Annotated in this window: 25 protein-coding genes; 12 read left to right on the top strand and 13 right to left on the bottom strand. The window is 59.3% G+C overall.

The features are described from left to right. Positions 1-100 precede the first annotated feature (100 nt). Positions 101-871, top strand: a complete 771-nt coding sequence (locus KGB29_RS25270) for an SDR family oxidoreductase (RefSeq protein ID WP_150813602.1) — start codon at positions 101-103, stop codon at positions 869-871. Positions 872-1,043: 172 nt separating this feature from the next. Then, positions 1,044-1,949, top strand: coding sequence for a cation diffusion facilitator family transporter (locus KGB29_RS25265; RefSeq protein ID WP_154910362.1), 906 nt, complete (start codon positions 1,044-1,046; stop codon positions 1,947-1,949). Positions 1,950-2,048: 99 nt separating this feature from the next. On the opposite strand, the gene KGB29_RS25260 is transcribed toward KGB29_RS25265, so the two are convergent. From KGB29_RS25260 to KGB29_RS25230, 7 genes are all read right to left on the bottom strand, one after another. Continuing rightward, the gene (locus KGB29_RS25260; RefSeq protein WP_154861114.1) at positions 2,049-3,182 is read right to left on the bottom strand and encodes an AGE family epimerase/isomerase; all 1,134 of its coding nucleotides are present in this window, start codon (positions 3,180-3,182) and stop codon (positions 2,049-2,051) included. A gap of 187 nt (positions 3,183-3,369) precedes the next feature. Continuing rightward, entirely contained in the window at positions 3,370-3,942 is a 573-nt protein-coding gene (locus KGB29_RS25255; RefSeq protein WP_150813599.1) for a HupE/UreJ family protein, read from the bottom strand. A gap of 29 nt (positions 3,943-3,971) precedes the next feature. Next, positions 3,972-4,586 (bottom strand): urease accessory protein UreG, encoded by a 615-nt coding sequence (ureG, locus tag KGB29_RS25250; protein WP_090452850.1) that lies wholly within the window; start codon positions 4,584-4,586, stop codon positions 3,972-3,974. Between the two features lie 23 nt (positions 4,587-4,609). Then, positions 4,610-5,284 (bottom strand): urease accessory protein UreF, encoded by a 675-nt coding sequence (locus KGB29_RS25245; RefSeq protein WP_154910363.1) that lies wholly within the window; start codon positions 5,282-5,284, stop codon positions 4,610-4,612. Then, positions 5,281-5,781, bottom strand: a complete 501-nt coding sequence (gene ureE, locus KGB29_RS25240; RefSeq protein WP_154861112.1) for an urease accessory protein UreE — start codon at positions 5,779-5,781, stop codon at positions 5,281-5,283. The genes KGB29_RS25245 and ureE overlap by 4 nt, the downstream gene beginning before the upstream one ends. 267 nt (positions 5,782-6,048) lie before the next feature. Next, complete coding sequence (locus KGB29_RS25235) at positions 6,049-6,681, bottom strand: TetR family transcriptional regulator (protein WP_057712212.1); 633 nt, start codon at positions 6,679-6,681, stop codon at positions 6,049-6,051. Positions 6,682-6,853: 172 nt separating this feature from the next. Continuing rightward, a complete protein-coding gene (locus tag KGB29_RS25230) occupies positions 6,854-7,324 on the bottom strand; it encodes a hypothetical protein (protein WP_057712211.1) in 471 nt (156 codons plus the stop codon). Between the two features lie 387 nt (positions 7,325-7,711). Between KGB29_RS25230 and KGB29_RS25225 the strand changes: the two genes are divergently transcribed. Further along, the gene (locus KGB29_RS25225) at positions 7,712-9,781 is read left to right on the top strand and encodes an AsmA family protein (RefSeq protein ID WP_154910364.1); all 2,070 of its coding nucleotides are present in this window, start codon (positions 7,712-7,714) and stop codon (positions 9,779-9,781) included. A gap of 64 nt (positions 9,782-9,845) precedes the next feature. Here KGB29_RS25225 and KGB29_RS25220 read toward each other — a convergent pair whose 3' ends face one another. The 3 genes from KGB29_RS25220 to KGB29_RS25210 all read right to left on the bottom strand — a co-directional run bounded on the left by KGB29_RS25220 (position 9,846) and on the right by KGB29_RS25210 (position 12,517). Next, the gene (locus KGB29_RS25220; protein WP_154910365.1) at positions 9,846-10,520 is read right to left on the bottom strand and encodes a hypothetical protein; all 675 of its coding nucleotides are present in this window, start codon (positions 10,518-10,520) and stop codon (positions 9,846-9,848) included. 87 nt (positions 10,521-10,607) lie between these two features. Continuing rightward, complete coding sequence (locus tag KGB29_RS25215; protein WP_223616497.1) at positions 10,608-11,387, bottom strand: hypothetical protein; 780 nt, start codon at positions 11,385-11,387, stop codon at positions 10,608-10,610. Between the two features lie 215 nt (positions 11,388-11,602). Next, positions 11,603-12,517 (bottom strand): LysR substrate-binding domain-containing protein, encoded by a 915-nt coding sequence (locus tag KGB29_RS25210; RefSeq protein ID WP_174245500.1) that lies wholly within the window; start codon positions 12,515-12,517, stop codon positions 11,603-11,605. Positions 12,518-12,626: 109 nt separating this feature from the next. Between KGB29_RS25210 and KGB29_RS25205 the strand changes: the two genes are divergently transcribed. From KGB29_RS25205 to KGB29_RS25195, 3 genes are all read left to right on the top strand, one after another. Then, entirely contained in the window at positions 12,627-13,265 is a 639-nt protein-coding gene (locus KGB29_RS25205) for an FMN-dependent NADH-azoreductase (RefSeq protein WP_154861108.1), read from the top strand. Then, the gene (locus KGB29_RS25200) at positions 13,266-13,571 is read left to right on the top strand and encodes a DMT family transporter (RefSeq protein ID WP_046039891.1); all 306 of its coding nucleotides are present in this window, start codon (positions 13,266-13,268) and stop codon (positions 13,569-13,571) included. It begins immediately after the preceding gene. Positions 13,572-13,667: 96 nt separating this feature from the next. Further along, positions 13,668-14,558 carry an esterase/lipase family protein gene (locus KGB29_RS25195; RefSeq protein ID WP_154861107.1) on the top strand — a complete coding sequence of 297 codons (891 nt, stop codon included), beginning with the start codon at positions 13,668-13,670 and terminating at the stop codon, positions 14,556-14,558. Between the two features lie 114 nt (positions 14,559-14,672). Here KGB29_RS25195 and KGB29_RS25190 read toward each other — a convergent pair whose 3' ends face one another. Then, on the bottom strand, positions 14,673-15,560 hold the full coding sequence (locus KGB29_RS25190; protein WP_150813589.1) for a DMT family transporter: 888 nt from the start codon (positions 15,558-15,560) through the stop codon (positions 14,673-14,675). 97 nt (positions 15,561-15,657) lie between these two features. On the opposite strand from KGB29_RS25190, the gene KGB29_RS25185 reads away from it, so the two are divergent. The 4 genes from KGB29_RS25185 (at position 15,658) to KGB29_RS25170 (ending at position 22,634) form a co-directional block, all read left to right on the top strand. Next, positions 15,658-16,440, top strand: coding sequence for an AraC family transcriptional regulator (locus tag KGB29_RS25185; protein ID WP_150813588.1), 783 nt, complete (start codon positions 15,658-15,660; stop codon positions 16,438-16,440). Between the two features lie 110 nt (positions 16,441-16,550). Beyond that, complete coding sequence (locus KGB29_RS25180) at positions 16,551-20,972, top strand: dermonecrotic toxin domain-containing protein (RefSeq protein WP_223508069.1); 4,422 nt, start codon at positions 16,551-16,553, stop codon at positions 20,970-20,972. A gap of 90 nt (positions 20,973-21,062) precedes the next feature. Beyond that, a complete protein-coding gene (locus KGB29_RS25175; RefSeq protein ID WP_150813587.1) occupies positions 21,063-21,371 on the top strand; it encodes a PsiF family protein in 309 nt (102 codons plus the stop codon). A gap of 249 nt (positions 21,372-21,620) precedes the next feature. After that, positions 21,621-22,634: an AI-2E family transporter gene (locus KGB29_RS25170; protein ID WP_056725372.1), complete on the top strand. Its 1,014-nt coding sequence runs from the start codon at positions 21,621-21,623 to the stop codon at positions 22,632-22,634. 136 nt (positions 22,635-22,770) lie between these two features. Here the strand turns inward: KGB29_RS25170 and KGB29_RS25165 are convergent, their stop codons facing one another. After that, positions 22,771-24,045, bottom strand: coding sequence for an Hsp70 family protein (locus KGB29_RS25165; RefSeq protein WP_008001051.1), 1,275 nt, complete (start codon positions 24,043-24,045; stop codon positions 22,771-22,773). Between the two features lie 298 nt (positions 24,046-24,343). Here KGB29_RS25165 and KGB29_RS25160 point away from each other — a divergent pair, with 298 nt between their 5' ends. Both KGB29_RS25160 and KGB29_RS25155 read left to right on the top strand, forming a co-directional pair. Then, a complete protein-coding gene (locus KGB29_RS25160) occupies positions 24,344-25,291 on the top strand; it encodes a DnaJ C-terminal domain-containing protein (RefSeq protein ID WP_150813586.1) in 948 nt (315 codons plus the stop codon). 27 nt (positions 25,292-25,318) lie between these two features. Further along, complete coding sequence (locus KGB29_RS25155; RefSeq protein ID WP_154861105.1) at positions 25,319-25,624, top strand: chaperone modulator CbpM; 306 nt, start codon at positions 25,319-25,321, stop codon at positions 25,622-25,624. A 181-nt stretch (positions 25,625-25,805) separates the two neighbouring features. On the opposite strand, the gene KGB29_RS25150 is transcribed toward KGB29_RS25155, so the two are convergent. Then, complete coding sequence (locus KGB29_RS25150; protein WP_150813585.1) at positions 25,806-26,933, bottom strand: sensor histidine kinase; 1,128 nt, start codon at positions 26,931-26,933, stop codon at positions 25,806-25,808. Positions 26,934-26,981: the final 48 nt, after the last annotated feature.

Here is a 26,981-nt window from a genome sequence, read left to right as displayed (position 1 = left end):
ACAGATTGAACGGTGGTTGCCGCTGTGGACAAGGCCGGGCATGCTGCCTGCTGATTTTCTATTCCAATGGCTGGCGATCAGCCGAAGCAAGGAGAACACGATGTCCAACACCCTGTTTATTACCGGCGCGACCTCCGGTTTTGGTGAAGCCTGTGCCCGTCGTTTTGCCGAGGCCGGCTGGAAACTGGTGCTGACTGGCCGTCGTGAAGAGCGCCTCAATGCGTTGTGCGCCGAGCTGTCGAAGCAGACCGAAGTCCATGGCCTGGTGCTCGATGTGCGTGATCGCAAGGCCATGGAGGAGGCGATTGCCAATCTGCCGCCATCTTTTGCAAAACTGCGCGGGTTGATCAACAACGCCGGGCTGGCCCTGGGGGTTGATCCGGCGCCCAAGTGCGACCTGGACGACTGGGACACCATGGTCGATACCAACGTCAAAGGCCTGATGTACAGCACCCGTCTGCTGTTGCCGCGCCTGATCGCCCACGGTCGTGGTGCCGGTATCGTCAACCTGGGGTCCATCGCCGGCAACTACCCGTACCCGGGCAGCCACGTGTATGGCGCGACCAAGGCGTTCGTCAAACAGTTCTCCGTGAACCTGCGCTGCGACCTGCAAGGCACGGGCGTACGGGTCAGCAACATCGAGCCGGGCCTGTGCGAGAGCGAGTTCTCGCTGGTGCGTTTTGCCGGTGACCAGGAGCGCTACAACGCCACTTACGCTGGCGCCGAGCCGATTCAGCCACAGGACATCGCCGAGACAATCTTCTGGGTGCTCAATGCCCCGGCGCACATCAACATCAACAGCCTGGAGCTGATGCCGGTGAGCCAGACCTGGGCCGGGTTTGCTATTGATCGCAGTGGTGGCAAGGCTTAATACCGAGTCACCGTTCTTCGCGAGCAAGCCCGCTCCCACATTAGACCGCGATCCAATGTGGGAGCGGGCTTGCTCGCGAAGGGGCCGGAGCGGATAAATCCGGACATCAGCTAGACTCCTCCCTCAAGCAATCCGCCGCACCCGGCGGTCTAGAGGTATCCGAGGAGATCAAGTGAGTAATCGTGGCGAGCAGGCGCTGCTCAAACAATCGACCTTCCTGATGCTCGCCGTGACATTCGCCGGGATCATCACCGGTTTTGTTTCGGGCGCCCAATCCATTCTGTTCGATGGCTTCTTTTCGTTGATCGCGGCCTTCATCAAGGTCCTGATGCTGATCACCGCCCGGCTGATCGCCAAGGAAAGCAACCAGCGCTTTCAGTTCGGTTCCTGGCACCTGGAGCCCATGGTGCTGGTGATCGAAGGCAGTTTCATATTCCTGGTGGCCATTTATGCCTTTCTCAACGGTGTGTTCGGCATCATCAGTGGTGGTCGCGAAGTCGAACTCGGTCTGGTGATTTTCTACGCGGCCTTCTTCACTGTCGTTGAGCTCATATATTTCTTCTACGTCCGCCAACGCAATCGCACGCTCAACTCATCGCTGATCCAGTTCGACAACATCAGTTGGCTGGTGGACGCGATGCTGTCGGCGGGACTGCTGGTGAGTTTCCTGATCGCACTGCTGCTCAAGACTCAGGGTTACGACAAGTGGGCGGTGTATGTCGACCCGATGATCCTGATTTTGCTGGCTTTGGGCATGCTCCCCCCGGCGTTCAAAATCCTCGGGCCGGCCTTGCGCGATGTGCTGGGGATCGTCCCGGATCAACTGGACGACAAGGTGCGTCAGGTGATGGAAGTGGCGAAGGCCGAGCATGGTTTCGACGATTACATTTCCTACGTGCAGAAACACGGCAGAGCCTGTTTTATCGAGATTCACATCGTATTGCCGAAGGATTACTGGCTGGACGGTGTGGGGCAACTGGACAGTTTGCGTGAAGAAATTTCCACAAAACTTGGCGAGCCGGATGCTGCGCGATGGCTGACCATCAGCTTTACCGGGGACCGCAAGTGGATTGAGTGACAAGGCGACCTCTTCGAGGTCATTCGCGAGCAAGCCCGCTCCCACAGGGATTGTATGCAACCTGTGGGAGCGGGCTTGCTCGCGAAAGCGGCCGAACAGTCAGCCGAGATATTCCGCCAACCCGCGATAACAGGTCGCCAGGTGATAGGGCGTGGTCGATGGCATGTCGCGGCGGCTGACTTCTCCGTGCTCGTCACGGCATTCGTACCAGCCGTCGGCATGCAGCGAGCGCTGCTGCAATGCCTGCAATTGACGCAGCACAGCCGCTTCGCTGTCCGGGCGCAGCGTTAATGCGCGTAGGTACTCGGCCTGGGCCCAGATGCGTTGCGTGGCGTCCCGGGTGCCGCCATCGGGCGCGAAATCGAGCATCGCCCGCACGGCGCCAGTCCGCTGATCAACGCCCGCTTGCTCGGTAAAGGCGAAGGCCCGCTCCAGATCGGCATGCAGCGTCGAATTGCGCAACAGCGCCGAGGATTCCAACAGGAAATACCACTCGAACTGATGCCCCGGTTCAAACCAGTTATCCACAGATCCCAGCGGTTTTTCCATCAACACGCCGTGCTGCGGATCGATAAAGCGCGCGTGCATGGCTGTGCATAACCCGACGAGCGCCTGTTGCACGTCGAGGTCGTCACGCACCGACAGGGTGGCGAGGAAAGCTTCGGCCAGGTGCATCAGCGGATTTTGCAAAGGGCCGCTGCCCAGCGATGCCCAGTCGCGGTCGAGCGTGGCTTCGTACAGACCGTCGTCCGTGGCGAAACGCTGCGCGACCACTTCCAGCGAGGCATTGAGCACCGACTCCACCAGCGGCTCGCGGACCTTGTCCCAGTAATGGGCGCAGGCGAACAGGATGAAGGCGTGGGTGTAGAGATCCTTGCGCTGATCCAGCGGCGCACCTTGTGCATCGACACTGTAGAACCAGCCGCCGTGCTCGGCATCGTGAAAGTGCCGCTGCAAGGAGCGGAACAACGCGGCGGCACGCTCTTCGGCGCCCGGCACCTGACCGATCAGGCTGGCAAACAGATACAACTGCCGCGCACAGGCCATGGCCCGGTAGCGTTGCGGTGGCAGCGGTTGGTGTTTGGCATCCAGCGCCTCATAAGGCAACGCCATATCGGCGTTCCAGCCCGGACCTTGCCAGAGCGGCACGATGACGTTCAGGAAATGCTGTTGCACCGAGGCGAACAGGGCGGTCAGTTCAGGCTGAGAGGCAGAGCGGGAAACAGGCGGCATTGGCTGGCGTCGTCACGGCAGGGGCGATTGCGCGACATGTTAGCAGAGAGGCTGGCCTGAGAGAGGCTGTGTCTGTCAGGCCGCCTTCGTCGGAACGCCGCCCGGGGCAAGCCCGCTCCCACAGGTGTACGCATTCCAATGTGGGAGCGGGCTTGCCCGCGAAGAGGCCGGGTCAGACACTAGAGAGTCAACCTGCCAGCAACCACACGCCAGTCGCCGCCGAAGCCGCGCCCGCCAGTCGCACCAGGGGCGCTGCGGCCTGCGGCAGCACCCGCACCAGCGCATAACCCGCCGCGTGCAACACCGCCGTCGCCGCAACAAAGCCTGCGGCGTAGGTCCAGGGGCTCGACATTTCCGGCAGTTCCAGCCCGTGCGCGACACCATGAAACAGCGCAAACAACGCCGTCGCACCCACCGCCATCACCAACGGTGGACGCACTGCCAAGGCAACCGCCAGCCCCAAAGCCAACACGGAAGCGGCAATCCCGCTCTCCAGTGCCGGCAGGTTCAATCCTTCAAAACCCAACAGCCCGCCAATCAACATAGTGCCGACAAAGGCGCACGGCAGCGCCCAGCGTGCGGCGCCTTGCTGCTGTGCTGCCCACAGGCCGACCGCGAGCATTGCCAGCAAGTGATCGAGACCGCCAAGTGGGTGGCTGATACCGGCGATCAAGCCGTTGTCGCCGTGTCCCGGATGGGCGAAGGCGAGGGCCGGAGTCAGCAGCAGGGCCAGGGCGGCGAGAATGCGTTTGAGTGTCATGGATAAGCTTCCTTGTTGATAAGTCGTGATCAGGCCGCGGTCAGCAAACCCTGGCGTTCGATGAAGGCAATGATCTCTTCCAGGCCCAGGCCGGTTTTCTGATTGCTGAAGACAAAGGGTTTGCCGTTGCGCATGCGTTGGGTGTCGCTGTTCATCATCTCCAGCGAGGCGCCGACCAGAGGTGCCAGGTCGATCTTGTTGATCACTAGCAGGTCGGATTTGCAGATTCCCGGCCCGCCCTTGCGTGGCAGCTTGTCGCCGGCCGAGACGTCGATCACGTAGATGGTCAGGTCGGACAGTTCCGGGCTGAAGGTCGCGGAGAGGTTGTCGCCACCGGACTCCACGAGAATCAGGTCCAGCCCCGGAAAACGGCGGTTGAGCTGATCCACGGCTTCGAGGTTGATCGAGGCGTCTTCGCGGATGGCCGTGTGCGGGCAGCCGCCGGTTTCCACGCCGATGATGCGCTCCGGTGCCAGGGCTTCGTTGCGCACCAGAAAATCTGCGTCTTCGCGGGTGTAGATGTCGTTGGTCACGACGGCCAGGTTGTAACGCTCGCGCAGGGCCAGGCACAGGGCCAGGGTCAGGGCGGTTTTGCCGGAGCCGACCGGGCCGCCGATACCGACGCGCAGGGGTTGTGCGTTCATGTGATTCTCCAAAATAAATGGCCCTAGGAACGGAACAGACGGCTGTACTGGCGCTCGTGGCCCATACACGCCAGGGACAGGCCGAAAGCGGCGCTGCCGTAATGATAGGGATCGATTTGAGTGGCGTTCTGTTGAGCTTGTTGAAGCAGCGGCAACAGTTCGCTGGTCAGGCGTTGGGCGGCTTGCTGACCCAGGGGCAGGGTCTTCATCAGCACCGCCAACTGGTTTTCCAGCCAGCTCCAGAGCCATGCGGCCAGGGCGTCCTGCGGGCTGATCTGCCAGGCGCGCGCGGCCAGCGCCCAACCCAGGGCCAGATGTGGCTCGCTGCGCTGTTCGAGGAAGGCGCGGGCGGGGGCGTCGAGCTCCGGCAAGCCATTGAGCAATTGCTGCAACGAGTAGCCCATCTGCCGGCTCTCCTGATGCAGCTCGCGGGTTTCGCGGCTGGTGCGGTGTTCCTCGCAGCGTTGCAGCAATTCGTCCCAGTTTTCCTCGCTGGCGGCCACGCAATGGGCGAGCAGCAAGGGTGCTTCGAAGCGTGCCAGATTCAGCAGCAACTGATCGCTGATCCAGCGTCGCGCACTGTCGGGGTCGTGAACACGGCCGTTGTCCACAGCCATTTCCAGCCCCTGGGAGTAGCTGTAGCCGCCAATCGGCAATTGCGGACTGGCCAGGCGCAACAGCGCCCAGGCCGGGTTCATGTGCGTACGCCGAACTGGTGCAGTTTCGGCGCGTAGTTGAAGTCTTCATCGCCGTGACGCGAATGATGATGGCCACCACCGTAGGCGCCATGTTCCGGCTGGAATGGCGCCTCGATGTTCACGGCAACGGCACCGAGTTGTTCGAGCATGGCCTTGAGCACGTAATCGTCGAGCAGGCGCAACCAGCCGTCGCCGACCTGCAGGGCGACATGGCGATTGCCCAGGTGATAGGCCGCGCGAGTCAGTTCGAAGGCATTGGCGCAGGTGACGTGCAGCAATTGTTCGGGGCGGGCGCAGACACGCACGATTCGCCCGTCTTCGGCTTGCAGGCATTCGCCGTCACGCAACGGCGGCTGGCCGCGCTCCAAAAACAACCCGACGTCTTCGCCCTCGGCACTGAAACAGCGCAATCGGCTTTTGCTGCGGGCTTCGAACGTCAGGTGCAGTTCGGCGGCCCAAACGGGTTGAGGGTCGACTCTGCGATGAATCACCAGCATCGGAAGGCTTCCAGCAATGGACAATGCTCAGGCTAGAGCAAGGGGCTTGCCAATCGACATGATGTGTAGGAAATGGCTGAAGGAGACGTGAGATTTGTATCGATGGAGTGAGTTTTTTGGTTGAAGTTGGTGCGTTGTTTTTGGTTTGCGCACCAAGTTGAGGCGATACACATCATTGTGGGAGCGGGCTTGCTCGCGAATGCGGCGCCACGGTCTTTCAGGCACACCGCGTTATCGTTCTTCGCGAGCAAGCCCGCTCCCACAGGTTTATTCGGTACTTCCAAGCCCTTGCCAATGCTTGAGGCCGATAAAGATAAACCGCAGCTGCTGGGTGATTTTCGCCTGGGGCGTCAGGTGCTCTGGCAAGGCTTCGGCTGGCGGATCGATGATGTCCGGCAGGGTGGCGAACACGCTCTTGACGATCAGATCCGCCATGACGCTCAGGTCGGCGATGTCCAGATGCTGCAGTTTCGGCATCAGTGACAAATCCGCCGCCAGGTCCGAGCTGATGTTTTCACGCAAACGGCCGATGGCCTGGCGCACCGGCACTGAACCGCCGTACTGCTCACGGGCAAGAAACAGGAACTGCGAACGGTTGGCGCTAACCACGTCGAGAAAGATCCGCACCGAGGCATCGATGATGCCGCCCATCACGAATTCGTTGTGTCGTACCAGACGAATGGTTTCGCGGAATGTCTGGCCGACTTCGCTGACCAGTACCAGGCCTAATTCATCCATGTCGGCAAAATGGCGGTAGAAACCAGTCGGTACGATGCCGGCGGTTTTCGCGACTTCGCGCAGGCTCAGGCTGCCGAATCCTCGGCCGCCATCCATCAGGCGCCGGGCAGCGTCCATCAGGGCGTTACGGGTTTGTTGTTTCTGTTCGGCGCGGGGCAGCATCGCAAGGGCGTTTTCTGGACAGGGACGCGGCGCACTCTAGCAAATCGGCTTTGCTGGCGTCGAACGACTGTGGGGGGATCACGCGGGGAAGTGTGGCATCTATCAAGCGGGCCTATGAAAATTCAAAAGCCCAATCCGGGGATTGGGCTTTTTTTCAAGGCGGCCATGAAGCTTAGCTCACGGCGCTGTTGCGTTCGATCACGCGGTCACCACCGCCTTCAGCAAGGGTTTGACCTTGTGGAGTGCGATCCGAACCGTCGGCGGCAAGGGTCTGGCCTTGTGGAGTACGGTCGGAACCATCAGCAGCCAGGGTTTGACCTTGTGGAGTACGGTCGGAACCATCAGCGGCAAGGGTCTGGCCTTGTGGGGTACGATCGGAACCATCGGCAGCCAGGGTTTGGCCCTGTGGAGTACGGTCCGAGCCATCCTGAGTGATCAGGCCTTTTTCTTTCAGGCGATCATTACCGCCTTCGGCAAGGGTCTGGCCTTGTGGGGTGCGGTCGGAACCATCGGCGGCGACGGTCTGGCTGAACACCGAGTGGTCTTGTTTCACTTGTGGGGTGGCCTGGTCAGCCGCTGGCAGGGCAAAGGCAGTGCTGGCCAGCATCGAAAGTGTAAGGCTAAGCAGTAGTTGGCGTTTCATGATTGTTTTGCTCCGTGGGGGTGCGAATAAGTGGGCACGAGAGCAATGCTACTCTCGATAAATCGATATGAAAGTTCATAAACGCAATGGTAATAATCAACGGAATTGATTGTTTGCTGCGGAGGCCCTAGGCCGGGCGTTTCCGGCGAGTTGTCTTGCACTTTTGTGGGTGTTTTCGACCCACCTGTGTTGTGCAAAAGTGCAGGTCCGGTAACGCAGATCGACCAGCTGGTCAGTATTGGACTGGACGAAATCGGCGAAATCGGTCTTTCGATTAAACCTGCCGGGTTTTTATCAGTCGTAGTTTGCATGGCGAGCCGTTTGCGGCTCACCGTTTCACATGTGCGTCGCAGTCGGGGCGCTCGGTCGTATCAGGAGCCCTGTGCAATGACGCGCACTCAAAAGACGTTGGTCTGGACCCTTTCCACTTTCCTTACCTTGTTGGTGATGCTGGTGCTGATCATCGTGTTCTTCGACTGGAACCGGATCAAAGCGCCGCTCAACGCCAAAGTTTCCGAAGAGCTGCACCGCGCTTTCGCCATCAACGGCAATCTGTCGGTGGTCTGGCAACCCGAGTCCGATGAAGGCGGCTGGCGCGCCTGGGTACCGTGGCCTCATGTGGTGGCCGAAGACTTGAGCCTGGGCAATCCCGACTGGTCGAAACAGCCGCAGATGATCACCCTCAAACGGGTGGAACTGCGTATTTCACCCCTGGCATTGCTGGCGCAGCGGGTGGTGATCCCGCGTATCGATCTCACCGAGCCCAATGCCCACCTGCAACGCCTGGCTGACGGGCGCGCCAACTGGACCTTCAAATTCGACCCAAAGGATCCGGACGCCGAGCCTGCGAGCTGGGTGGTGGATATCGGAGCGATCGGCTTTGACAAGGGGCATGTCACCCTCGACGACCAGAACCTGAAGACCCAACTCGACGTACTGATCGATCCATTGGGCAAGCCGATTCCGTTCAGCGATATCGTCGGCGACAAAGCGGCGAAAGCCGCGCAGGAGAAGGGTTCGTCACCCCAGGACTATGCATTCGCCCTCAAGGTCAACGGCCAGTACCACGGCCAGAAGCTCGCGGGCCAGGGTAAGATTGGCGGGCTGTTGGCGTTGCAGGACGCGGCACGGCCGTTTCCGCTTCAGGCACAGGTAAAAATCGCCGATTCCAGCGTCGAACTGGCCGGCACCCTGACCGATCCGCTGAACCTCGGCGCCCTGGACCTGCGCCTGAAACTGGCCGGTACCAGCCTGGGCAATCTCTACCCGCTGACCGGTGTGATCCTGCCGGATACGCCACCCTATGCCACCGACGGCCATCTGATCGCCAAGTTACACGAGCCGGGTGGCGCGGTATTCCACTATGAAGCATTCAACGGCAAGATCGGTGAAAGTGACATCCATGGCAACCTGACCTACGTGGCCAGCCAGCCACGACCGAAGCTCAGCGGTTCGCTGTTGTCCAATCAATTGCTGTTCGCTGACCTGGCACCGCTGATTGGTGCCGACTCCAACGCCGAGCAGAAGGCCCGAGGCGGTGACAGCAAACAACCGGCGGACAAAGTGCTGCCGGTCGAAGAGTTCAAGACCGATCGCTGGCGCGATATGGACGCCGATGTCGAGTTCACCGGCAAGCGCATCGTGCACAGCGAAAAACTGCCGTTCAACGATCTCTATACCCATCTGGTACTCACCGATGGCGTGCTCAGCCTCGAGCCGCTGCGTTTCGGTGTGGCCGGCGGCAAGCTGGATGCGCAGATTCGCCTGAACGGCCACACCGATCCACTGGAGGGCCATGCCAGACTCACGGCGCGAGGCTTCAAGCTCAAGCAGTTGTTCCCCGGCTTTGAACCGATGAAAACCAGTTTCGGCGAACTCAACGGCGACGGTGATATCAGCGGGCGCGGCAATTCGGTGGCTAAACTGCTGGGCAGCGCCAATGGCAATCTGAAAATGCTGATCAACGATGGCGCTATCAGTCGCGAGTTGATGGAGTTGGCCGGGCTGAACGTCGGCAACTACGTGGTCGGCAAGATCTTTGGCGACAAGGAAGTGAAGATCAACTGCGCCGCCGCCGACTTCGGCATCCAGTCCGGCCTGGCGAGTACCCGCTTGTTTGTGTTCGACACAGAGAATGCCATTGTTTACATCGATGGCACGGCGAACATGGCGACCGAACAACTGGACCTGACCATCACCCCGGAATCAAAGGGCTGGCGTTTGATTTCGTTGCGTTCGCCGCTGTACGTGCGGGGCAAGTTCATCAAGCCCGATGCCGGGGTCAAGGCCGTGCCGTTGATGTTGCGTGGAGCCGGGATGGTCGCGTTGGGCGTGATCGCCGCACCGGCGGCAGGGTTGTTGGCGCTGATAGCGCCGAGTGGCGGCGAGCCGAACCAGTGCGCGCCGTTGCTGGAGCAGATGAAGGCGGGCAAGGCGCCGAAGACGGTGAAAAACTGAAGACCTGCGGCTAGGACCTCTTGAATGCCGGAAAGCGGCATGCCGCAGGCTTTTCAAGGTGGGCTCAGTATGCTGGAGCTGGTTCAAGGATTTGGAACAAGTGAGTCTGAGGCTTGCTGCCAAGTTTGCCGACAACCTGATTTCTGATTTTGGCGTACTTGTCTTCGGACAAATAGGTGGTCCATAAGCTGGTTTCAATATCGCCCTGCATGACCGTTTCAGGGAGCGGCTGCCTAAGAAAGGTGATGTCCACGGGGCGAGTTGTTTCGAAGGACATTTGAAGGGAGATGTTTTTTTTGTTTTCGCAGACGATCGTCAACAATGTGCTCACAGTAAGCGATCCTTCTCCGTGGCTGGTCGCGATTTCTTTTTGAATTCTGTTCAGGAGTGCCTTGCGGGCAGGTGCTTCGCTGGGTAGTTGCGCAATGTTTGAAAGTGCGTTGCCTAGTTGTTGCAGTTGCTCTTTTTGTAATGCGTCAGCCAATGCGGTGGAGGCAATGCTGAAGAGACTGGCCGATTTTTTTGGAAGAGCGTAATTCTTGAAGCCATTAAGTGCCCAGTAGAACTTGTCCAGTACGGTTCTGTACGATGTAAACCACTTGCCTGGAGTGCTGTCAGCGAGTAAATTTCCCAGTAGACTGGAATGCAACACGTCTTTTTTAAATTGCTCGGAGTGCTCGCCTAAAAAAAGTGTGATGTTGCCGTCGACGATGTAAGTCTCGGATGATAATGATTTCATGTTGATCTCAATCGAATAAAGTAAGGTAAGTGTGGCGCTGAGACCGTCAGTAGTGATCGGTCCCAGTTCTAGTATGAAGTTTAGGTGTTACTGAAAACCCGGGATCGTGTCGAGGTAGTCGTCAGCAGCTTTACCCAGTTTCTCAAGCACTTTGTTGCGCACTCGCGCATAGATTTGAGTGTTGAGGTAAACCGGAGTTGCCTGTGATTTTACGGCGGTGGATTTAGTTGTCGATTTCCACCAAAGAATACCGCGAGTACTTTCCCTGACATCCACACTTGTACAGCTAAGGATCATCATCGGAGAGCCTTCCCGGGTTTGCCAGACCGGGGAAATATCAAATGTCGCCTCATAGCCTTTTTGAGCGTTACGATTGTAGATCTGGATCAGACCGTCCTCACCTTTCACTCCCTCCACGGCTTTGCCAGCCAGCGCTGCCAAGCGTGGAGCGTTTGCTCCGACCAGACTCTGAAGTATGTCAAAGGCGACGGCGTCCATCGTAAGGCCGGTTCTTTTAATGATTTTGTCCTGAGCGTGAATCTTGTTGATCGTCCATCCGAGGCTGCGCAGGCCTTCTGTGTAAAAGTTGTACCACTGATGTAACTCTTTAACCATGTCGTATTTTTGTGATGCTGCGTTTTTCATCAGTAGCTTGCAGCTGTCGACATCTTCGCGATTTTGCACTGACACGCCGGCTACATAGATATTCATCATGTCCGGGCCGACGGTGCCGCTTTCCTTATTGGGATCGAGTGGAACGTCTGCGGAGAAGTTTCGAATGGTCGGTAGTACTTGAGAGTCGGTAACACGTCGAGCAGGCAGGGCGGGCAGGCTGTCCAGAAATTCAAGTTGTTGTTCAATGTGCATGGTTGTTCAGTCCTTAATATGTTTTGCAGACCTCTTGTCTGTCAGTTGAATATAAGGTTTTGGAGGGGTTAGTCCATGGTGTAGTTGTAACTTGATGAGTGTCATGCGTTGTTGTTTGGGCGGTGGAGGTTAGTCTGATTTATTTCGTGGTCAGTATGTTGGGTGTCTGGTAACTATTGTTACTGTCGTTATTTACATCGACAGTCGATGAGGGTTCATCGCAACGAATGACCGGATGCCAACGCCTCCTCACGCAACCACCCAAAGAATGCCCGCACCGGTGGATGTCGCTCACGCCCCGGCACGCACAGTGCGCTGTAGCCGGCTCCATCGACCTGGATTTCCCCCCGGTACGGCAACAACAGACCACTGGCCACGCTTTCCGACACCAGAATATTGCTTGCCAGCACCAGGCCTTGGCCGGCAATCGCCGCTTGCAGGGCGTAATGCTCTTCGTCGTATTCGCGCACGGCGGGCCGACCGCTCAGCCAGGTTTCGCCGGAGCGAGCGCACCAGGCCTCCCAGCCGTGGGCATAGAGTTTGGAGTTGTGCCAACGCACGCTGATCAGTGTCGGGGTGCGACTCGACGCCAGGGCCACTTGTTCAGGCGAACCGTAGACACCAAAGGACTCATCGAACAGGCACTGGCCGTACAGGTTGGGGTAATCATCGAGGCTGTAGCGCAGCACCAGGTCGACACTGGCGTCCTGATGCAGATCGATGACTTCGCAGTGGGTATCGAGGCGCACGTTGACATTCGGGTGTCGGGCGTAGAAACGTCCCAACCGTGGCACCAGCCACAGGGCGGCGAAGGCGGCGGTGGTGGAAACCGTCAGGCTGGCGCCACTGCGTTGCGGACGCAGTGTATCGACACTTTGCGCCACTTCCAGAAAAGCCCCATGCAGGCTCTGGAACAGCCGTTCGCCGCATTCGGTCAGGCGCACCTGGCGTGGCAGGCGCTCGAACAACGGCACGCCGAGCCAGCTCTCCAGGGAGCGGATCTGATGGGACACCGCCGTCGGCGTCACCGAGAGTTCTTCGGCAGCAGCCTTGAAGCTCAGCAGGCGTGAGGCGGATTCAAACGCGCGCAGGGCGGTCAGCGGCAACGAGGCGAACATTGAACACTCCATGGATGAAATGGATTCATCCAGACTGATTTCTGCTCATTTGAGCTAGGACGGTAGTGAGCTTCAAGCTGCAAACCACAAGCCGTTTGAGTTTAGCCCTGAGGAGAGACAGATGAGTAAAATTCTTGCCGTTCATGCCAGCCCCCGTGGTGATCGTTCGCACTCCCGGCGTTTGGCCGAAGTGTTTCTGGCGGCCTGGCAGGCCCGTCATCCACACGCGCAGTTGACCCGGCGCGAAGTCGGTCGGGCGCTGATACCGCCGGTCAACGAGGCATTCGTGGCCGCCGCGTTTTACCCCGAGCCCGATGCCCGGCCACTGTCGATGCAGGCCGACCTGGCGTTCAGCGACGAGCTGGTCGGCGAACTGCTGGGCCACGATGTGTTGCTGATTTCCACGCCGATGCACAACTTCAGCGTCCCCAGCGGCTTGAAAGCCTGGATCGATCAGATCGTGCGGGTGGGGGTGACCTTCGATCACACCCTGGACAATGGCGTGGCCCAGTACCAACCTTTGGTGCAGGGCAAAAAAGCCCTGATCATCACCAGCCGTGGCGGCTTCGGTTTTGGCCCGGGCGGCGAGCTGGAAGCCATGAACCATGCCGACACGCTACTGCGTACGGTGCTTGGATTCATTGGCATCACGGACGTCACCGTAGTGGCTGCCGAGGGCGAGGAGTCCGCCGAGCGCAGCTTTCAAATCTCTGCCGCCGAGGCTGAGCAGTGCTTGTTGGCGCTGGCCGGAGAGTTCTAGATGGCCTGGCTGTTTCTGCTGGTCGCCGCCGGGTTCGAAGTCACCTTCGCCATGGGCATGAAGTACGCCGAGGGCTTCACCCGGCTCTGGCCTTCGCTGGTCACCGTAGTGGCCGCTGTGGGCGGGATCTATTTTCTGACCCTGGCCATGCGCGAGCTGCCGGTGAGCATTGCGTACCCGATCTGGACCGCCATCGGTTCGCTGGGCACGGTGTTTCTCGGTTTCGCGCTGCTGGGTGAAAGCCTGACCGTGATCAAGCTGGTCTCGGTCGGGCTGATCGTGGCGGGCGTGGTAGGGTTGAAGTAGGGCGGATGACATAGACTTGTCATCTTCGCTGGTGATGCTTGGCGGATGTCTTGCATCCAGCCTTGCGTCACCGCCCGACTACAAGGATGTCCGCCCATGTCGCAAGGTTCTGCCCCGCGCTACCCGCTGGTGTTGGTCCCGGGAATGCTCGGGTTCATCCGGTTGGTGCTTTATCCGTATTGGTACGGGATCGTCGAGGCGTTGCGCCACGGCGGAGCGGTGGTGTTCGCGGTGCAGGTCTCGCCGCTTCATTCGAACGAAGTGCGCGGCGAGCAATTGCTGGCGCGTATCGAAGAAATCCTGCGGGAAACCGGGGCCGACAAGGTCAACCTGATCGGCCATAGCCAGGGCTCGCTGACCGCCCGTTATGCAGCGGCCAAGCGCCCGGACCTGGTGGCATCGGTGACCTCGGTGGCGGGGCCGAACCACGGTTCGGAGCTCGCCGATTACCTGCACGAACATTATCCCCACGAGAGCGTCCGTGGTCGTCTGCTGTGCTTTTTGCTACGGATCGTCGGCGCGCTGATGGGGTTGTTGGATACCGGTTACCGGGGGCCGAAGCTGCCGGTGGATATCCGTGCGTCCCATCACTCCCTCACCAGCGCTGGCGTCGCGCTGTTCAACCAGCGTTATCCACAGGGGCTGCCCGACACCTGGGGCGGTCATGGGCCGGAGGAGGTCAACGGCGTGCGCTATTACTCCTGGTCCGGCACCTTGCAACCGGGCATTACCGATCGCGGGCGCAACCTGCTGGATGGCACCAACCGCAGCTGTCGGTTATTCGCTAAAACCTTCGTCCGCGAAGCCGGGCATTGCGACGGCATGGTCGGGCGCTACAGCTCGCACCTGGGCACGGTGATTGGCGATGAGTATCCGCTGGATCACTTCGATATCGTCAACCAGTCGCTGGGGCTGGTGGGCAAGGGGGCTGAGCCGATCCGGTTGTTTGTCGAGCATGCGGCGCGGTTAGCTGCGGCCGGGCTCTAGTCCGCATTATCGTTCATCGCGGGCAAGCCACGCTCCCACAGGTTTTCGGTCGTTCGCAACAGACGGGTTCGACACAACACCTGTGGGAGCGAGCTTGCTCGCGATGGCGTCAGATCAGGCAACACTGACCTTGCGCCCCAACACCGTCGTCCAACGCTCGGAAACGATCACCCCACCCAAGGTCAACACCCCGCCCACCAGGTGATACATCGCCAGTTGCTCATGCAGCACCACCGCCGCAATCAATGCGGTAATCAGCGGCAGCAAATTGAAAAACTGCGTGGTCCGGCTCGGTCCCAAACGCACCACGGCCTGCATCCACGCCAGCGGCGCGACCATCGAAGCCAGCAGGCAGGCGTACAGCACCAGTGGAATGTTCTGCAGGGTCGGGCCGACTTTCGGTGAGACGATGAACAGCGGGAACAGCACCACCACGGCCACCAGTACCTGCAGGTACAGAAGCACCAGCGGCGGCAGTTTCAGTTGCCACTTTTTCAACAGGGTGCTGTAGACCGCGTAGGCCAGGGTGGCGATCAGCATCATCGCGTCGCCCAGGTTGACCCCGTGTTCGAGCAATGTGCCAAGGCTGCCGGCCGACACCACCACCAGGACACCTGCAAACGACAGCACCGCACCGGCCAGGGCACCCATGGTCAGGCGCTGGCCGAGGCTGATGATCGCCATGGCGAGCGACATCAGTGGCATCAGCGACAGGATGATGCCCATGTTGGTAGCCGAGGTCAGGCTCGCGGCGAAGTACGCCAGGCTTTGATAGACCGCCATGCCGAGAACACCGAGGACAAAGATCTTGCCTAGTTTCGGGCGGATCTGCGACCAATGGGCGAGCACCGGTTTGAGCATGAAGGGCGTGAACAGCAACCCGGCCAGCAGCCAGCGGTAGAAGCCGATCTCGGCGGGGAAGATCGCCCCGGCCGACATTTTGGTGATCACGGTGTTGCCGGCCCAGATAAAAATGGCCAGCAGGGGATAAGCGTATTGCATCGGGAAAAACCAGAACGTTAATGAAGGGCAATTATCCGCTTGTCTGGATGCAAGCCTATACTTCGATCCAGACAACCGGCCCCTGATGACGGACAGCATGAGCAGTAAACACATCGATCTGCTGGATTTCAGCGAATTGCCTTCGGCGGTGTACTTCCGCTACGCCGATTTCAATACCCACGAATTCGCCGCTGCGCACCGTCATCCCTGGGGCACTCTGGAGTATGCGGCCCACGGGGTGTTGCACATGGACGTCGACGGCAGCCGTTTCCTCTCGCCGCCGCAATACGCGGTGTGGGTGCCCCCCGAAATCGAGCACAGCTTCTACAGCCACCAGCCGATCAACTACCGTGCCGTTTGCCTGGCGCCGGCGGTCTGCGAGGATCTGCCACAACAGGCCTGCACGCTCGCCATCAGTGACATCCTCAAGGCGATCCTCAAGGACTTCGCCGTCCGTGACGTCAAGATTCCCGAGCAGGCCGCGGATAAACGCCTGGCTCAGGTTCTGGTGGATCAGTTGCAACAGGCGCCGGTGCATGAGTGTTACCTGCCCTATGCCAGCACACCGGGACTGCTGGGCATATGCGAGGCCCTGCAAGCCGAACCCGGTGACAACCGGCCCTTGGCGCATTGGGCGGCGCAGGTTCACGTCAGTGAACGGACCCTGGCGCGGCAGTTTGTCCGCGAGTTGGGCATGAGTTTTGGTGAGTGGCGCCAGCGTCTGCGATTCCTGGCCGCGATTGAAGCACTGGACAACCATCGCAGCATTCAGGAAATCGCCTTCGACATGGGCTACAGCACCGGTTCGGCGTTTATCGCGATGTTCCAGCGTCAGGCCGGGTGCACGCCCGACTACTATCGACGCAACAAGAAGTTTTAACGCACTCGTTAAGAATTTTCATACGGCATTATCCGAAACAAACTTCATGGGAACAGAATTGGGACACTGTAGGCTTTGAACCTCTCTCTCTAAGTTTGCGAGTAATAATTGTGAAAGATTTGTTGTTGAAGTCTGCGAGTGGGCCAGACTATCCCGATGTAGAACAAGAGCACAGTATTCACTACAACTTTATCAAAAACGCCATTCCCGACTGGATTGTCGACTCATCTCTTCAGCGGATGGGTGATTTACGCAACACACCCAAAGTTATTCCCGCCTGGAGCAAAACGGCGTCCCACACGCAACATGTGGCAGCGAAAGAAGCCACAAAGCTCAGTTGGCAGGCGCAGAGCAAGGTCGACCGGATGCTCGGGAAGCTGCAAGATGCCGAGTCCTTTGCCCAGCCACTGCTGACCAACGCCCTCAAGAAGCAATTCGGTGTAGTGGTCGATGTTCGTGAAATTTTTCTGCGTTTGTATTTTCCGGCTAAAACATCCGCCTGGGCATTCAATGTCACCGGCGGTGTCGGCAGTCGAACTGTCTCGTTACTTAACGCGTCGCTGCAAAATTTTGCCGAGGGCGAAGTATTTACCAGCGACTCTGCATTTATTACTAAGCCCGACGAAATCGGGCGGTTTGAAATAAAGAAGTTGGGAATAACGATCGAGCAGTTCAAGACACTGTGCCGAACTCTGGATATCGGGTCCCAATATAAAAAATATCTGGAAAGTTATCTGGCTCCCGAAGGTGCCATGGCTCGGGAGGCGGTGCAGCACCGGATCGTCGCCAGTCAGAAAAGCGCCATGAAAGCTGCAGCACATCTGGCATTGATGAAGAAGGACATCGGGGCACCGGCCTACCTGACCGTGTTGAACATGGTCCTGGGTAAAAAGGGACTGGTGTGGGATGGCGCTCCCGTGCGTTTCTACCACTTGAGCATGCTCGACACCCGTCTGACCGGGATTGTACTGATCGCCGCCGATCTCGATATCCCCGGTGCGAATGTCCGGCGCGTCATTGCCTACGTACCGCACGATCCCGAGCATCCGCTGAAAGAGTATGCCTCGACGGCCGAGTTCGCGCTCGAACTGACTCGCCAGTTACGGGGTAACGATCAGGCATCCGGCGCTTCCCGGCGCAGCTATCAGGCGTTTTTCAGTCGATTCGTGGATCAATGCCAGCGTGGTCATTTCTTCGCCGCGCTCAACGCGAAACTGTGGGAAATCACTTACCACGGCACACAACCGGGCTCCAATCTGCCTGCCTGGCGCGAAACTCAAGTCGATCGCCCCGATTTGCGGATAGCCGCGGTATCGTTCGAAAACGATACCGTCAACCGTTATAACGGCGATCCGTGGGTTTATCTCTATCAGCAGCAAGTTGACAAGATTTTTGCCGACGGGCGCGCGCTGGCCGTGATCACCGCCGATGCGGACAGCGCCGCACGTTGGGCGTGGATCGAAAACCTGGAAAAAATGCTCTTCGACATCATGCAGGTTGCCTTGCTCGTCGTGACCCCCTTTGTCCCGGTGCTCGGGGAGCTCATGCTGGGGTATATCGCCTATCAACTAGTAGACGGGGTCGTGGAAGGTGTCGTTGAACTCGCCCAGGGCAAGTACGTTGAAGCGGCGGAGCATCTGGTCGGCGTCGCTGAAAACCTGATTCAGTTGGGCACGTTTGCCGTGGGCGGTGCTATCGCCACTCAAGTGGTGAAGCCCAGGTTGTCGTCCTTCCTCGAAGGCGCCCGTCAAGTCACGCTCAGAAACGGTGAGCAGCGGCTATGGGGGGAAAATCTGCAGCCGTACCGGCAACAAAACCTGCGTCTGGCGACGGATTCCAAACCTGACGTTTACGGTCTGCATCAGCATCAGGGCCGGCAGATTCTGTCGTTGGACGATGATCATTTCGAACTCAAGTTCGATCCGCAAACCGGCAAGCACCGGGTTCAGCATCCGACCCGTCCCGAGGCCTATCAGCCGGTGGCGGAGAGTAACGGCACCGGCGCTTTTGTAATCGAGGGTGAAACACCTCACACCTGGGATGCCGATGCGCTGATCAAGCGACTCGGTCCGTCGGTGGAGGGGTTGACCGACAAGTTCGGCGACATTCGCACAGTCAGCCGTGCCGATATCGGTGCGTTGGTACGCATGTACGCCGATAACGAACGGGCAATCCCTTTGCTGAGCGATACGGTGACCCGGTTCAGGATCGACCGGGATATCCACACCTTCATCCAAAACATCGGCAGCACCCGTGCACAGGACTATTTGCAGGCCGACCCGCTCTGGCAGTTTCAACTGCTGGACGGCTTGTGGCCCGGCAGAGCGATTGAACTCAAGGGGGCCGATGGACGAGTGCTGTACGCCATCGGGGCCGATGACGAACCTGTCTCTTTCTCTACGGACCAATTGGCGGATACCGACCTGATCGACACCTTGCTGTTGCTTCTCGATGATGCCGAGACCCGGCAACTGCTGGGTGACGAGCCTGATGCACCGATCGGCAGCCGCACACAAAATGCCATGCGTTTGAGGGGGCAACTCGCGCAATTGGCAGAGCGGCGCAAGGCCTCGTTGTTCGAAAAACGTTACCGAGATGTCGGGCAAGCCGTCAGTGCCGAGGCAAGGTTCATCCAGGGCGAGGTTCCAGGAATGTCCGGTGTCGTTGCACAAGAGCTGGTCGCGCTGGCGCGCCCGGAGGAGTTGCAGGCGCTTAAGCTGCGCAGGCTTCCCGAGCGACTGCAAGGGTGCGCCGATTGGGCGCTCAGGGACGTACGGATCAGCCGTGCGTATGAGGGTTTTTATCTGGACTCGGTCGAAAATCCGGACTTCGACGCCTTGGCGTTGCATTCCCTGGAAAACCTGCCTGGCTGGAATGCCAATGTGAGGATCGAGCTGCGTCACTACCGTTTCGATGGCCGACAACTGGACAGCATCGGCCCCGAGGATGCCGCCATCCGGCGTACGCTTGTCGTGAGCGACAACGGGGTGTTCCAGGCTTGCGACGAGCAAGGCAATGCCCTGCATTCGGGCGGTGATTTGTTTACCTCGATCTTGCAGGCATTACCCGATGCCGAGCGTGATGCGTTGCAGATTCATATCGGTCAGGGTCCGGTCCTCAAGGCGGCATTGCGCGACCATGCCCTGAAACCCTACAGGCTGTTAAGTGTTCTTTCCGGTTTACCGGAGTTGAAAATTCCGACGTTTGATCCTGCGATCATGCGCCTGCGTGGGGGGGCTCCCACCCTGGCGGGGGAGTTAGCGCAGTTGCAAGTCGTCGAGCAAGACTTCAACGAGTTTGTCAGTTGCGCCTTCCATCCCAGCATCCCTGCGTTTGAACAATACAACTACCTGCGCGGCCTGAAGTTGATGGTTGACAGTATGCCGATCGATTGCCAGGACGCGCTCTGGGATGGATTCGTGAAGGCGAACGCCGAGGGCCACGAGGCCAATCTGCGCACGGTCCAAAGCATTGAGGTGTTGCCCGATCTGAAAAAACTGATGTCGCCTGCACAGTACGACGCGTTGATCCAACGGCTGTTCACTAAGGACGGTTTAGTGGTGCTCACGGACTCCGAGCGCCATCTGGGCGCCAGTGCGCGCAATCTCGAGCAAACCGGGCGTCTCGACGAATATCAGACGCTGCAACGTGCAGTGAGGGAAAATAACATGCCGCCCAGTGAGCCTTGGGCTGCATTACAGCGCTATGCAGGTGATCTGGATTCGGGTGTTTCGGCGGCAGCGCAGCCGACCGTAGTGACGCCCCAGGTCATGGCCAACTTGCGCCAGGCACAGCGCGCCATCTATCGGGCCAAGGAATTGTTGCCGTTATCGGGCAACCAGTTGCCGAGCATCTGGGAAAAGGGTGGTTCGGCGATCGCGAAAATCAAGGGGCTGCGAGGACTGGATCTGCAGGAAGGTCAATTCACTGCACGGATGTCTATCGCCGAACATGCGCGTAAAGCCATTGAAATCAAGGGAGGCAATTGTTCGGAAAACTCCAAGGTGACCTTCGCTCTGCTGGCCAGCCAACCGAGAACCTCGCGGATCCACCTGGTCAAAGCCACCGCATTCGATCATCAGTACGTGGTTATTGGCGATGACTTGACCGATCTCAAGCAACTGGTGGTTGCCGATTCGTGGCCGGAGTTCCCAACCGCCCATACGGCGGACAAGGGCTATTTCAAGTTCGAACTGCCGGCCATTGCAACACTTGAGCCCGGCCCCGCCAGCGCAGACTTTGCCTTTATCAACGACGTGCCGGCGGGACGGGCGGAGTTGCCGGAGGTTTCCCGGGACAACACCTTCAGGCAAATAAAAATGAACAAACTGTACAAGTCGGGGGCTTATGCCCAATTCACCTCATTAAAGCTATTGGGAACACAATTTGGTTTGTCGGGGGAAGTCGGAGTGTCGTTCGAGCGATTGCCCGTATCCGTGATCGAAAAACGGATTTCAGCCTTTGCGGGCTATAAGCAGGCATTCAAGGATGTGTTGGCTGAAGAGTCTGCGGCTGAGTCCCCGGCGCAATGATCGTTTATGTCTGGAGGAAGGTGTAACAAGGCTTGACTACACTCCTCGTGGAGGCCGCATCTCTCGATGCGGCGACACGGAGAAAACTCCATGAAGATAATGCGTGCCCCTTTGTTGATGATCGGTTTGCTGCTCTGTTCCCAAAGCTTCGCCGCCACAGACCAACAGAACAAGATGACCACCTGCAACGCCGAGGCGACTGCAAAAACCCTCAAGGGCGATGAGCGCAAAGCCTTCATGAGCAATTGCCTCAAGGCCACCCCGGCGGCCAACGGTGCCAGCAAAGCCTTGACCCCGCAGCAAGAGAAAATGAAAACCTGCAATGCCGATGCGGCCACCAAAGCCTTGAAGGGTGATGAGCGCAAGGCGTTCATGAGTGATTGCCTGAAGAAGAAATAAGATCGACTCAAGGACAGTGGTGGCTGAGCTGGCCCCATCGCGAGCAGGCTCGCTCCCACATTTGTCCGGTGTACTCAGTTCCACTGTGGGAGCGAGCCTGCTCCGGGCGGCGCTCCGACAATGGGGCCGCAGAAGGTGCTGCAAGAAATCCTGAACCACCACTAAGGTCGCCCCACACAATCCCTAGTGCTCGCACCGGATCGCTGGCAGACTGCCAATCCTTTTTACGCCGTTCGTTTTTGAGGCTGTATGCCAACGTTTTCTCAGCGTCAAGTCTTGCTGGTCATCAGCTGGGTCATCATTTTTGGCGGACTGCTGCTGGTCCTGCCGCTGCGTTTGCTGCCCAGCCTGCTCGCCGGGTTGCTCGTGTTCGAACTGGTCAACATGCTCACCCCGCAACTGCAACGGCTGATCGAAGGCCGGCGTGCGCGCTGGCTGGCGGTGGCGTTGCTGGGGACTCTGATTGTCAGCGTGCTGTCGCTGATCTTTGCCGGTGCCTTCAGCTTCCTGCTGCACGAGGCGGAAAACCCCGGCGCGTCCCTCGACAAATTCATGGGAGTGGTCGACCGCGCGCGTGGGCAATTGCCGCCGTTCATCGACGCCTATCTGCCGGCCAGTGCCGCGGAGTTCCGCGTGGCGATTGGCGAATGGGTCAGCAAACACCTCAGTGATTTGCAACTGGTGGGCAAGGACGCGGCGCACATGTTCGTGACCTTGCTGATCGGCATGGTGCTGGGGGCGATCATTGCCTTGCAGCGCGTGCCGGACCTGACCAAGCGCAAACCGCTGGCCGCGGCGTTGTTCGAACGTCTGCACCTGCTGGTCCAGGCGTTTCGCAACATCGTGTTCGCCCAGATCAAGATTTCCTTGCTCAATACCGTCTTCACCGGGATTTTCCTGGCGGTGATCTTGCCGATGTTCGGTATCAAGCTGCCGCTGACCAAAACCCTGATCGTGCTGACGTTCCTGCTCGGCCTGCTGCCGGTGATCGGCAACCTGATGTCGAACACCCTGATCACCATCGTCGGTTTGTCGTTGTCGATCTGGGTCGCTGTGGCGGCGCTGGGTTACCTGATTGTTATCCACAAGCTCGAATACTTCCTCAACGCGCGCATCGTCGGCGGGCAGATCAGTGCCAAGTCGTGGGAGTTGCTGCTGGCGATGCTGGTGTTCGAGGCCGCGTTCGGCCTGCCGGGGGTGGTGGCGGGGCCGATTTACTACGCGTATCTCAAGAGTGAGTTGAAGCAGGTGGGGATGGTTTGATCCGCTGGATCTTTGTTGACTGAGCTGGCCCCATCGCGAGCAAGCCCGCTCCCACATTCAACCGAGTTCCTCCAGATGGAATACGGTCAAATGTGGGAGCGGGCTTGCTCGCGAAGGGCGCACCAAAGATTTTGGATCAGTCCATCGAACCGTAGCGTTTTGCAGCCTCGATCGCCAGACCGCTACCGATACTGCCAAAGATGTTCCCTTCCACATGCCGCGCCTTCGGCAACATCGCCGAAACACTGTTGCGCAGCGCTGGAATCCCGCTCGAGCCACCGGTGAAAAACACCGTATCGACCTGATCGACCCGCACATCGGCGTCTGCCAGCAGTTGGGTGACGCTGTTGCGCACCCGCTCCAGCAGGCTGTCGATGGCTGACTCGAACAGCGCACGGCTGAGGTCCACGCTCAAGCCCGCTTCAATGCGATCCAGCGGCACGTGGCGATTGTCGGCGTGGGTCAGCTGGATCTTGGTTTCTTCCACTTCCATGGCCAGCCAGTGTCCGGCGCGCTGTTCGATCAACTTGAACAGGCGATCGATGCCGCCGGTGTCCTCGATGTCATAGCGCATGCTGCCCAGGGCCAGTTGCGATTTCTGCGAGTACACCGAGTTGATGGTGTGCCAGGTCGCCAGGTTCATGTGGTGACTGGTCGGCATGTAGGCGCCGCTCTTCATGCGGCTGCCGTAGCCGAACAGCGGCATCAGGCCTTGCAGGCTGAGCTGTTTGTCGAAGTCGGTTCCGCCGATGTGCACACCGCCGGTGGCGAGGATGTCCTCGTGGCGGTTATCCACACCCCGACGTTCCGGCGACAGGCGCACCAGTGAGAAGTCGGAGGTACCACCGCCGATGTCGACGATCAGTACCAGCTCTTCTTTCTCGATGGTTGACTCATAGTCGAACGCGGCGGCAATCGGCTCGTACTGGAACGAGACTTCCTTGAAGCCGATCTTGCGCGCCACGTCTACCAGGGTGTCTTCGGCTTCCTTGTCGGCCATCGGGTCATCGTCGACAAAAAACACCGGGCGGCCCAGTACAACTTCTTCGAACTCCCGACCAGCGGACGCTTCGGCACGGCTCTTGAGCTGGCCGATGAACAGCCCGAGCAGGTCCTTGAACGGCATCGCCGTGCCCAGGACGCTGGTGTCGTGCTTGATCAGCTTGGAACCCAGCAGGCTCTTGAGCGAGCGCATCAGGCGGCCTTCGTAGCCTTCCAGGTACTCGTGCAGCGCCAGCCGGCCGTACACCGGGCGACGTTCTTCGATGTTGAAGAAGACCACCGACGGCAGGGTGATCTTGTCGTCCTCCAGCGCGATCAGCGTTTCCACGCCGGGGCGCAGCCAGCCGACAGTGGAGTTGGACGTGCCAAAGTCGATACCCAAGGCACGGGCTGGAGATGCGTTGTTCATGTCTTTCAGGTTCCGGTTAAAAAACGGCCGCGCAGTGTATGCCAGAGCGCGCCAGATTCGAAGGCCGGTTATCTGCTAATTCTTCGCAGACAATGCCTTGAAAGATGAGGCATCCCCCCCAAACTACCCTGCATCAACCGGACAGCCGCGGGAGTGCTCGCAAGAAGCCCCGCCTGCTGCCGATAAACTTCTGCTGCGCCGCCCGGTCACAAACTTGAGATCGGTCAAACCAATGGCTGCAAACAAGCGCATGCTGTGGCCTGCGGCGCGATTCTGATAACGGATGGTGATTCCCTCGATGGACTTCAAAGACTATTACAAGATTCTCGGTGTGGAGCCGACCGCAGACGACAAGGCGATCAAGGCCGCCTATCGCAAGCTGGCGCGCAAATACCACCCCGACGTCAGCAAGGAAAAGGATGCCGAGTCCAGGTTCAAGGATGCCTCGGAAGCCTATGAAGCGCTGAAAAGCGCCGACAAACGTGCCGAATATGATGACTTGCGGCGCTATGGCCAGCACGGCCAACCGTTCCAGGGACCTCCGGGCTGGCAGAGCCGTGGTGGCTTCGGTGGCGGTGGCCAGGACACGGGCGATTTTTCGGACTTCTTCAGTTCGATCTTCGGTAACCGTGGGCCAGGTTTTGGTGGTGGTGGACAGTCGCGTCGCAGCACCGGACGTCGAGGGCAGGACGTGGAAATGGAGCTTGGGGTTTTTCTCGAAGAAACGCTGTCGACCGAGTCGAAGAAGGTGACCTTCCAGGTACCTCAGTACAACGCGGCCGGCCAGCATGTGAGCAACACCAGCAAAAGCCTGAACGTGAAGATTCCGGCCGGTGTGAGCGACGGCGAGCGCATTCGCCTCAAGGGGCAGGGCGCTCCGGGCGTGGGCGGCGGGGCCAATGGCGACCTGTACCTGACGATCCGTTTTGCACCGCACCCGAAGTTTGACGTCGAAGGCGAGAACCTGATCATCACCTTGCCACTGGCACCGTGGGAGCTGGCGCTGGGCGCTGAAGTCGCCGTGCCGACCCTCACCGGCAAGATCAACCTCAAGGTCCCGGCCGGCAGCCAGAACGGCCAGCGCATGCGCGCCAAGGGCCATGGCCTGATGAACAAGGCCGGTGAGCGCGGTTACCTGTTCGTGCAGTTGAAGGCCGTGATGCCGAAGAAATCCGACGAGGACATCAAGGCCCTGTGGCAGGAGCTGGCGAAAAAAGCCGCTTTCGACCCGCGAGAGCATTTCTGATCCCTTGGAACCGAGGAGTCACTGACTATGAGCAGTCCCCTGATCGTTCAACTGGACATGGCCGAATTCTGTGAGGCGACCGAGTTGTCGGACGTCTACGTGATCGAAATCGTCGAGCACGGCATCCTCGAACCTCAGGGCAGCGTGCCCAAGGACTGGCTCTTCACCGATTACGAACTGACCCTGGCCAAACGCGCCGCCAAGCTGCGGCGCGATCTGGACCTGGAATGGGAAGGGGTGGCCCTGGCGTTGGATCTGCTTGAAGAAGTCCAGCAGTTGCGGGCCGAGAACCGCATGCTCAAGCAGCGATTGGGGCGGTTGGTGGTGGAATGATTTCCAACAAGCACAAACACTGATTTTGTGGCGAGGGGGCTTGTCGGACCGCCGCACCGCCCCGTTGGGTTGCGAAGCAGCCCCAAAAGCCACTCACAGCCAATCGCCTGACACACAACATTCGCCGATTCTGCGACCGCTTCGCGCTCGAACGGGGGCAAGCCCCCTCGTCACAAAAGCATCAGACCTTTCTGGGCAACACCACGGTAAACGTCGTGCCATCAATCTCGCCGGAGCTGACTTCAATCGTCCCCTCATGGGCGTCGACCACTTCCTTGACGATAAACAACCCCAACCCAAGGCTGGTAGTAGGCTCGCCGAGCTCTTCACTGGCGCTGCGCACCAGCGGGTCGAAAATGGTCGGGATCGCATCGGAGGGGATCGGGGCTCCGTCGTTGTGCACTGTCAGTCGGACGCTGTCGGTCTCACCCTTGAGAGTCAACTTCACCTCGCGTTTGCTTGAACCATGCTGCAAGGCATTGCCGATCAGGTTCTGCAGCATCTGATCGAGCCGGCGCAGGTCCCAGGTGCCACGTGTGTCACCCTGTACATCCAGGGTCGGTTCGCATTCCGGTTGACCGGCACTGGCCCGGGCAATCGCTTCGCGCGCCGCTTCGGCCAGGTCCATGGGCGCCGGCTCGATCGGCAGACGCTTGCCCAGGCGGCTGCGCACCAGTTCCAGCAAGTCCCCGACCATCACCGCCAGGTGCCTGGTACTGCGCTGGATATTGACCGCGCACTTGAGCGCATCACCATCGAGCACGGCTTTGCGCAGCAGTAGTTCGGTGGACATGCTCACCGCCTGCAGGGGCGCGCGCAGGTCGTGGCCGAGGATCGCCAGAAAAATGTCCCGAGAGCGATTGACCTGCTCGGCATAAGTGGCCGTGGACTCCGCCAGGGCTTCGTCGATGGCTTCGTTGAAGCGGATCATGTCCTGGAAGTAGGCCAGGTCAGGCGATTGCAGGCTGTTGACCCACAGGCGGATGACACAGGCGCGCAAGTGACGGAACTCACTGGTCATTTGCACCAGATCAAAACCCACGGTATGGCGCAGTTCGCCGTGGCTGGCACCGGCCTCGTCGAGGCTGGGGGTTTTCTCCGGTCCTTCGCCGCGCGCCTTGGCCGCCTGTTCGGCAGGTGTCTGGGGTTTGCACATGTCCCGCGCCGAGGCCAGCAGGATCGACCGGGCATGGTCGCGCAAGGCAGCGCTGTCCATGGTTTCGGCGGCCGGGGTGATGGTTATGGCGAACTGCTCCCACTCATCGACGATGCGATCAACATGTAACACGATGAATTCGGAAAGACGCATGGCGGTTACCTGAGCATGAATCGGGGACAGCGATTCGAATAGTAGTCC

Origin of the sequence: Pseudomonas sp. BF-B-30, assembly GCF_019956305.1 — a bacterium.
Taxonomy (GTDB): Bacteria; Pseudomonadota; Gammaproteobacteria; order Pseudomonadales; family Pseudomonadaceae; genus Aquipseudomonas; species Aquipseudomonas jessenii.
Note: the sequence above shows the minus strand (reverse complement) of the source record. Positions and strands in the feature narration are given on the sequence as shown.

Coding starts and splice junctions, on each gene's coding strand:
- KGB29_RS25195 (WP_154861107.1), top strand. CDS start 13,668: ATGTCGCAAGGTTCTGCCCCGCGCTACCCGCTGGTGTTGGTCCCGGGA.
- KGB29_RS25255 (WP_150813599.1), bottom strand. CDS start 3,942: ATGACACTCAAACGCATTCTCGCCGCCCTGGCCCTGCTGCTGACTCCG.
- KGB29_RS25150 (WP_150813585.1), bottom strand. CDS start 26,933: ATGCGTCTTTCCGAATTCATCGTGTTACATGTTGATCGCATCGTCGAT.
- KGB29_RS25215 (WP_223616497.1), bottom strand. CDS start 11,387: ATGCACATTGAACAACAACTTGAATTTCTGGACAGCCTGCCCGCCCTG.
- ureE (WP_154861112.1), bottom strand. CDS start 5,781: ATGCTGGTGATTCATCGCAGAGTCGACCCTCAACCCGTTTGGGCCGCC.
- KGB29_RS25200 (WP_046039891.1), top strand. CDS start 13,266: ATGGCCTGGCTGTTTCTGCTGGTCGCCGCCGGGTTCGAAGTCACCTTC.
- KGB29_RS25260 (WP_154861114.1), bottom strand. CDS start 3,182: ATGCCGCCTGTTTCCCGCTCTGCCTCTCAGCCTGAACTGACCGCCCTG.
- KGB29_RS25185 (WP_150813588.1), top strand. CDS start 15,658: ATGAGCAGTAAACACATCGATCTGCTGGATTTCAGCGAATTGCCTTCG.
- KGB29_RS25225 (WP_154910364.1), top strand. CDS start 7,712: ATGACGCGCACTCAAAAGACGTTGGTCTGGACCCTTTCCACTTTCCTT.
- KGB29_RS25155 (WP_154861105.1), top strand. CDS start 25,319: ATGAGCAGTCCCCTGATCGTTCAACTGGACATGGCCGAATTCTGTGAG.
- KGB29_RS25210 (WP_174245500.1), bottom strand. CDS start 12,517: ATGGAGTGTTCAATGTTCGCCTCGTTGCCGCTGACCGCCCTGCGCGCG.
- KGB29_RS25205 (WP_154861108.1), top strand. CDS start 12,627: ATGAGTAAAATTCTTGCCGTTCATGCCAGCCCCCGTGGTGATCGTTCG.
- KGB29_RS25220 (WP_154910365.1), bottom strand. CDS start 10,520: ATGAAATCATTATCATCCGAGACTTACATCGTCGACGGCAACATCACA.
- KGB29_RS25175 (WP_150813587.1), top strand. CDS start 21,063: ATGAAGATAATGCGTGCCCCTTTGTTGATGATCGGTTTGCTGCTCTGT.
- KGB29_RS25245 (WP_154910363.1), bottom strand. CDS start 5,284: ATGAACCCGGCCTGGGCGCTGTTGCGCCTGGCCAGTCCGCAATTGCCG.
- KGB29_RS25165 (WP_008001051.1), bottom strand. CDS start 24,045: ATGAACAACGCATCTCCAGCCCGTGCCTTGGGTATCGACTTTGGCACG.
- ureG (WP_090452850.1), bottom strand. CDS start 4,586: ATGAACGCACAACCCCTGCGCGTCGGTATCGGCGGCCCGGTCGGCTCC.
- KGB29_RS25230 (WP_057712211.1), bottom strand. CDS start 7,324: ATGAAACGCCAACTACTGCTTAGCCTTACACTTTCGATGCTGGCCAGC.
- KGB29_RS25270 (WP_150813602.1), top strand. CDS start 101: ATGTCCAACACCCTGTTTATTACCGGCGCGACCTCCGGTTTTGGTGAA.
- KGB29_RS25170 (WP_056725372.1), top strand. CDS start 21,621: ATGCCAACGTTTTCTCAGCGTCAAGTCTTGCTGGTCATCAGCTGGGTC.
- KGB29_RS25235 (WP_057712212.1), bottom strand. CDS start 6,681: ATGCTGCCCCGCGCCGAACAGAAACAACAAACCCGTAACGCCCTGATG.
- KGB29_RS25160 (WP_150813586.1), top strand. CDS start 24,344: ATGGACTTCAAAGACTATTACAAGATTCTCGGTGTGGAGCCGACCGCA.
- KGB29_RS25190 (WP_150813589.1), bottom strand. CDS start 15,560: ATGCAATACGCTTATCCCCTGCTGGCCATTTTTATCTGGGCCGGCAAC.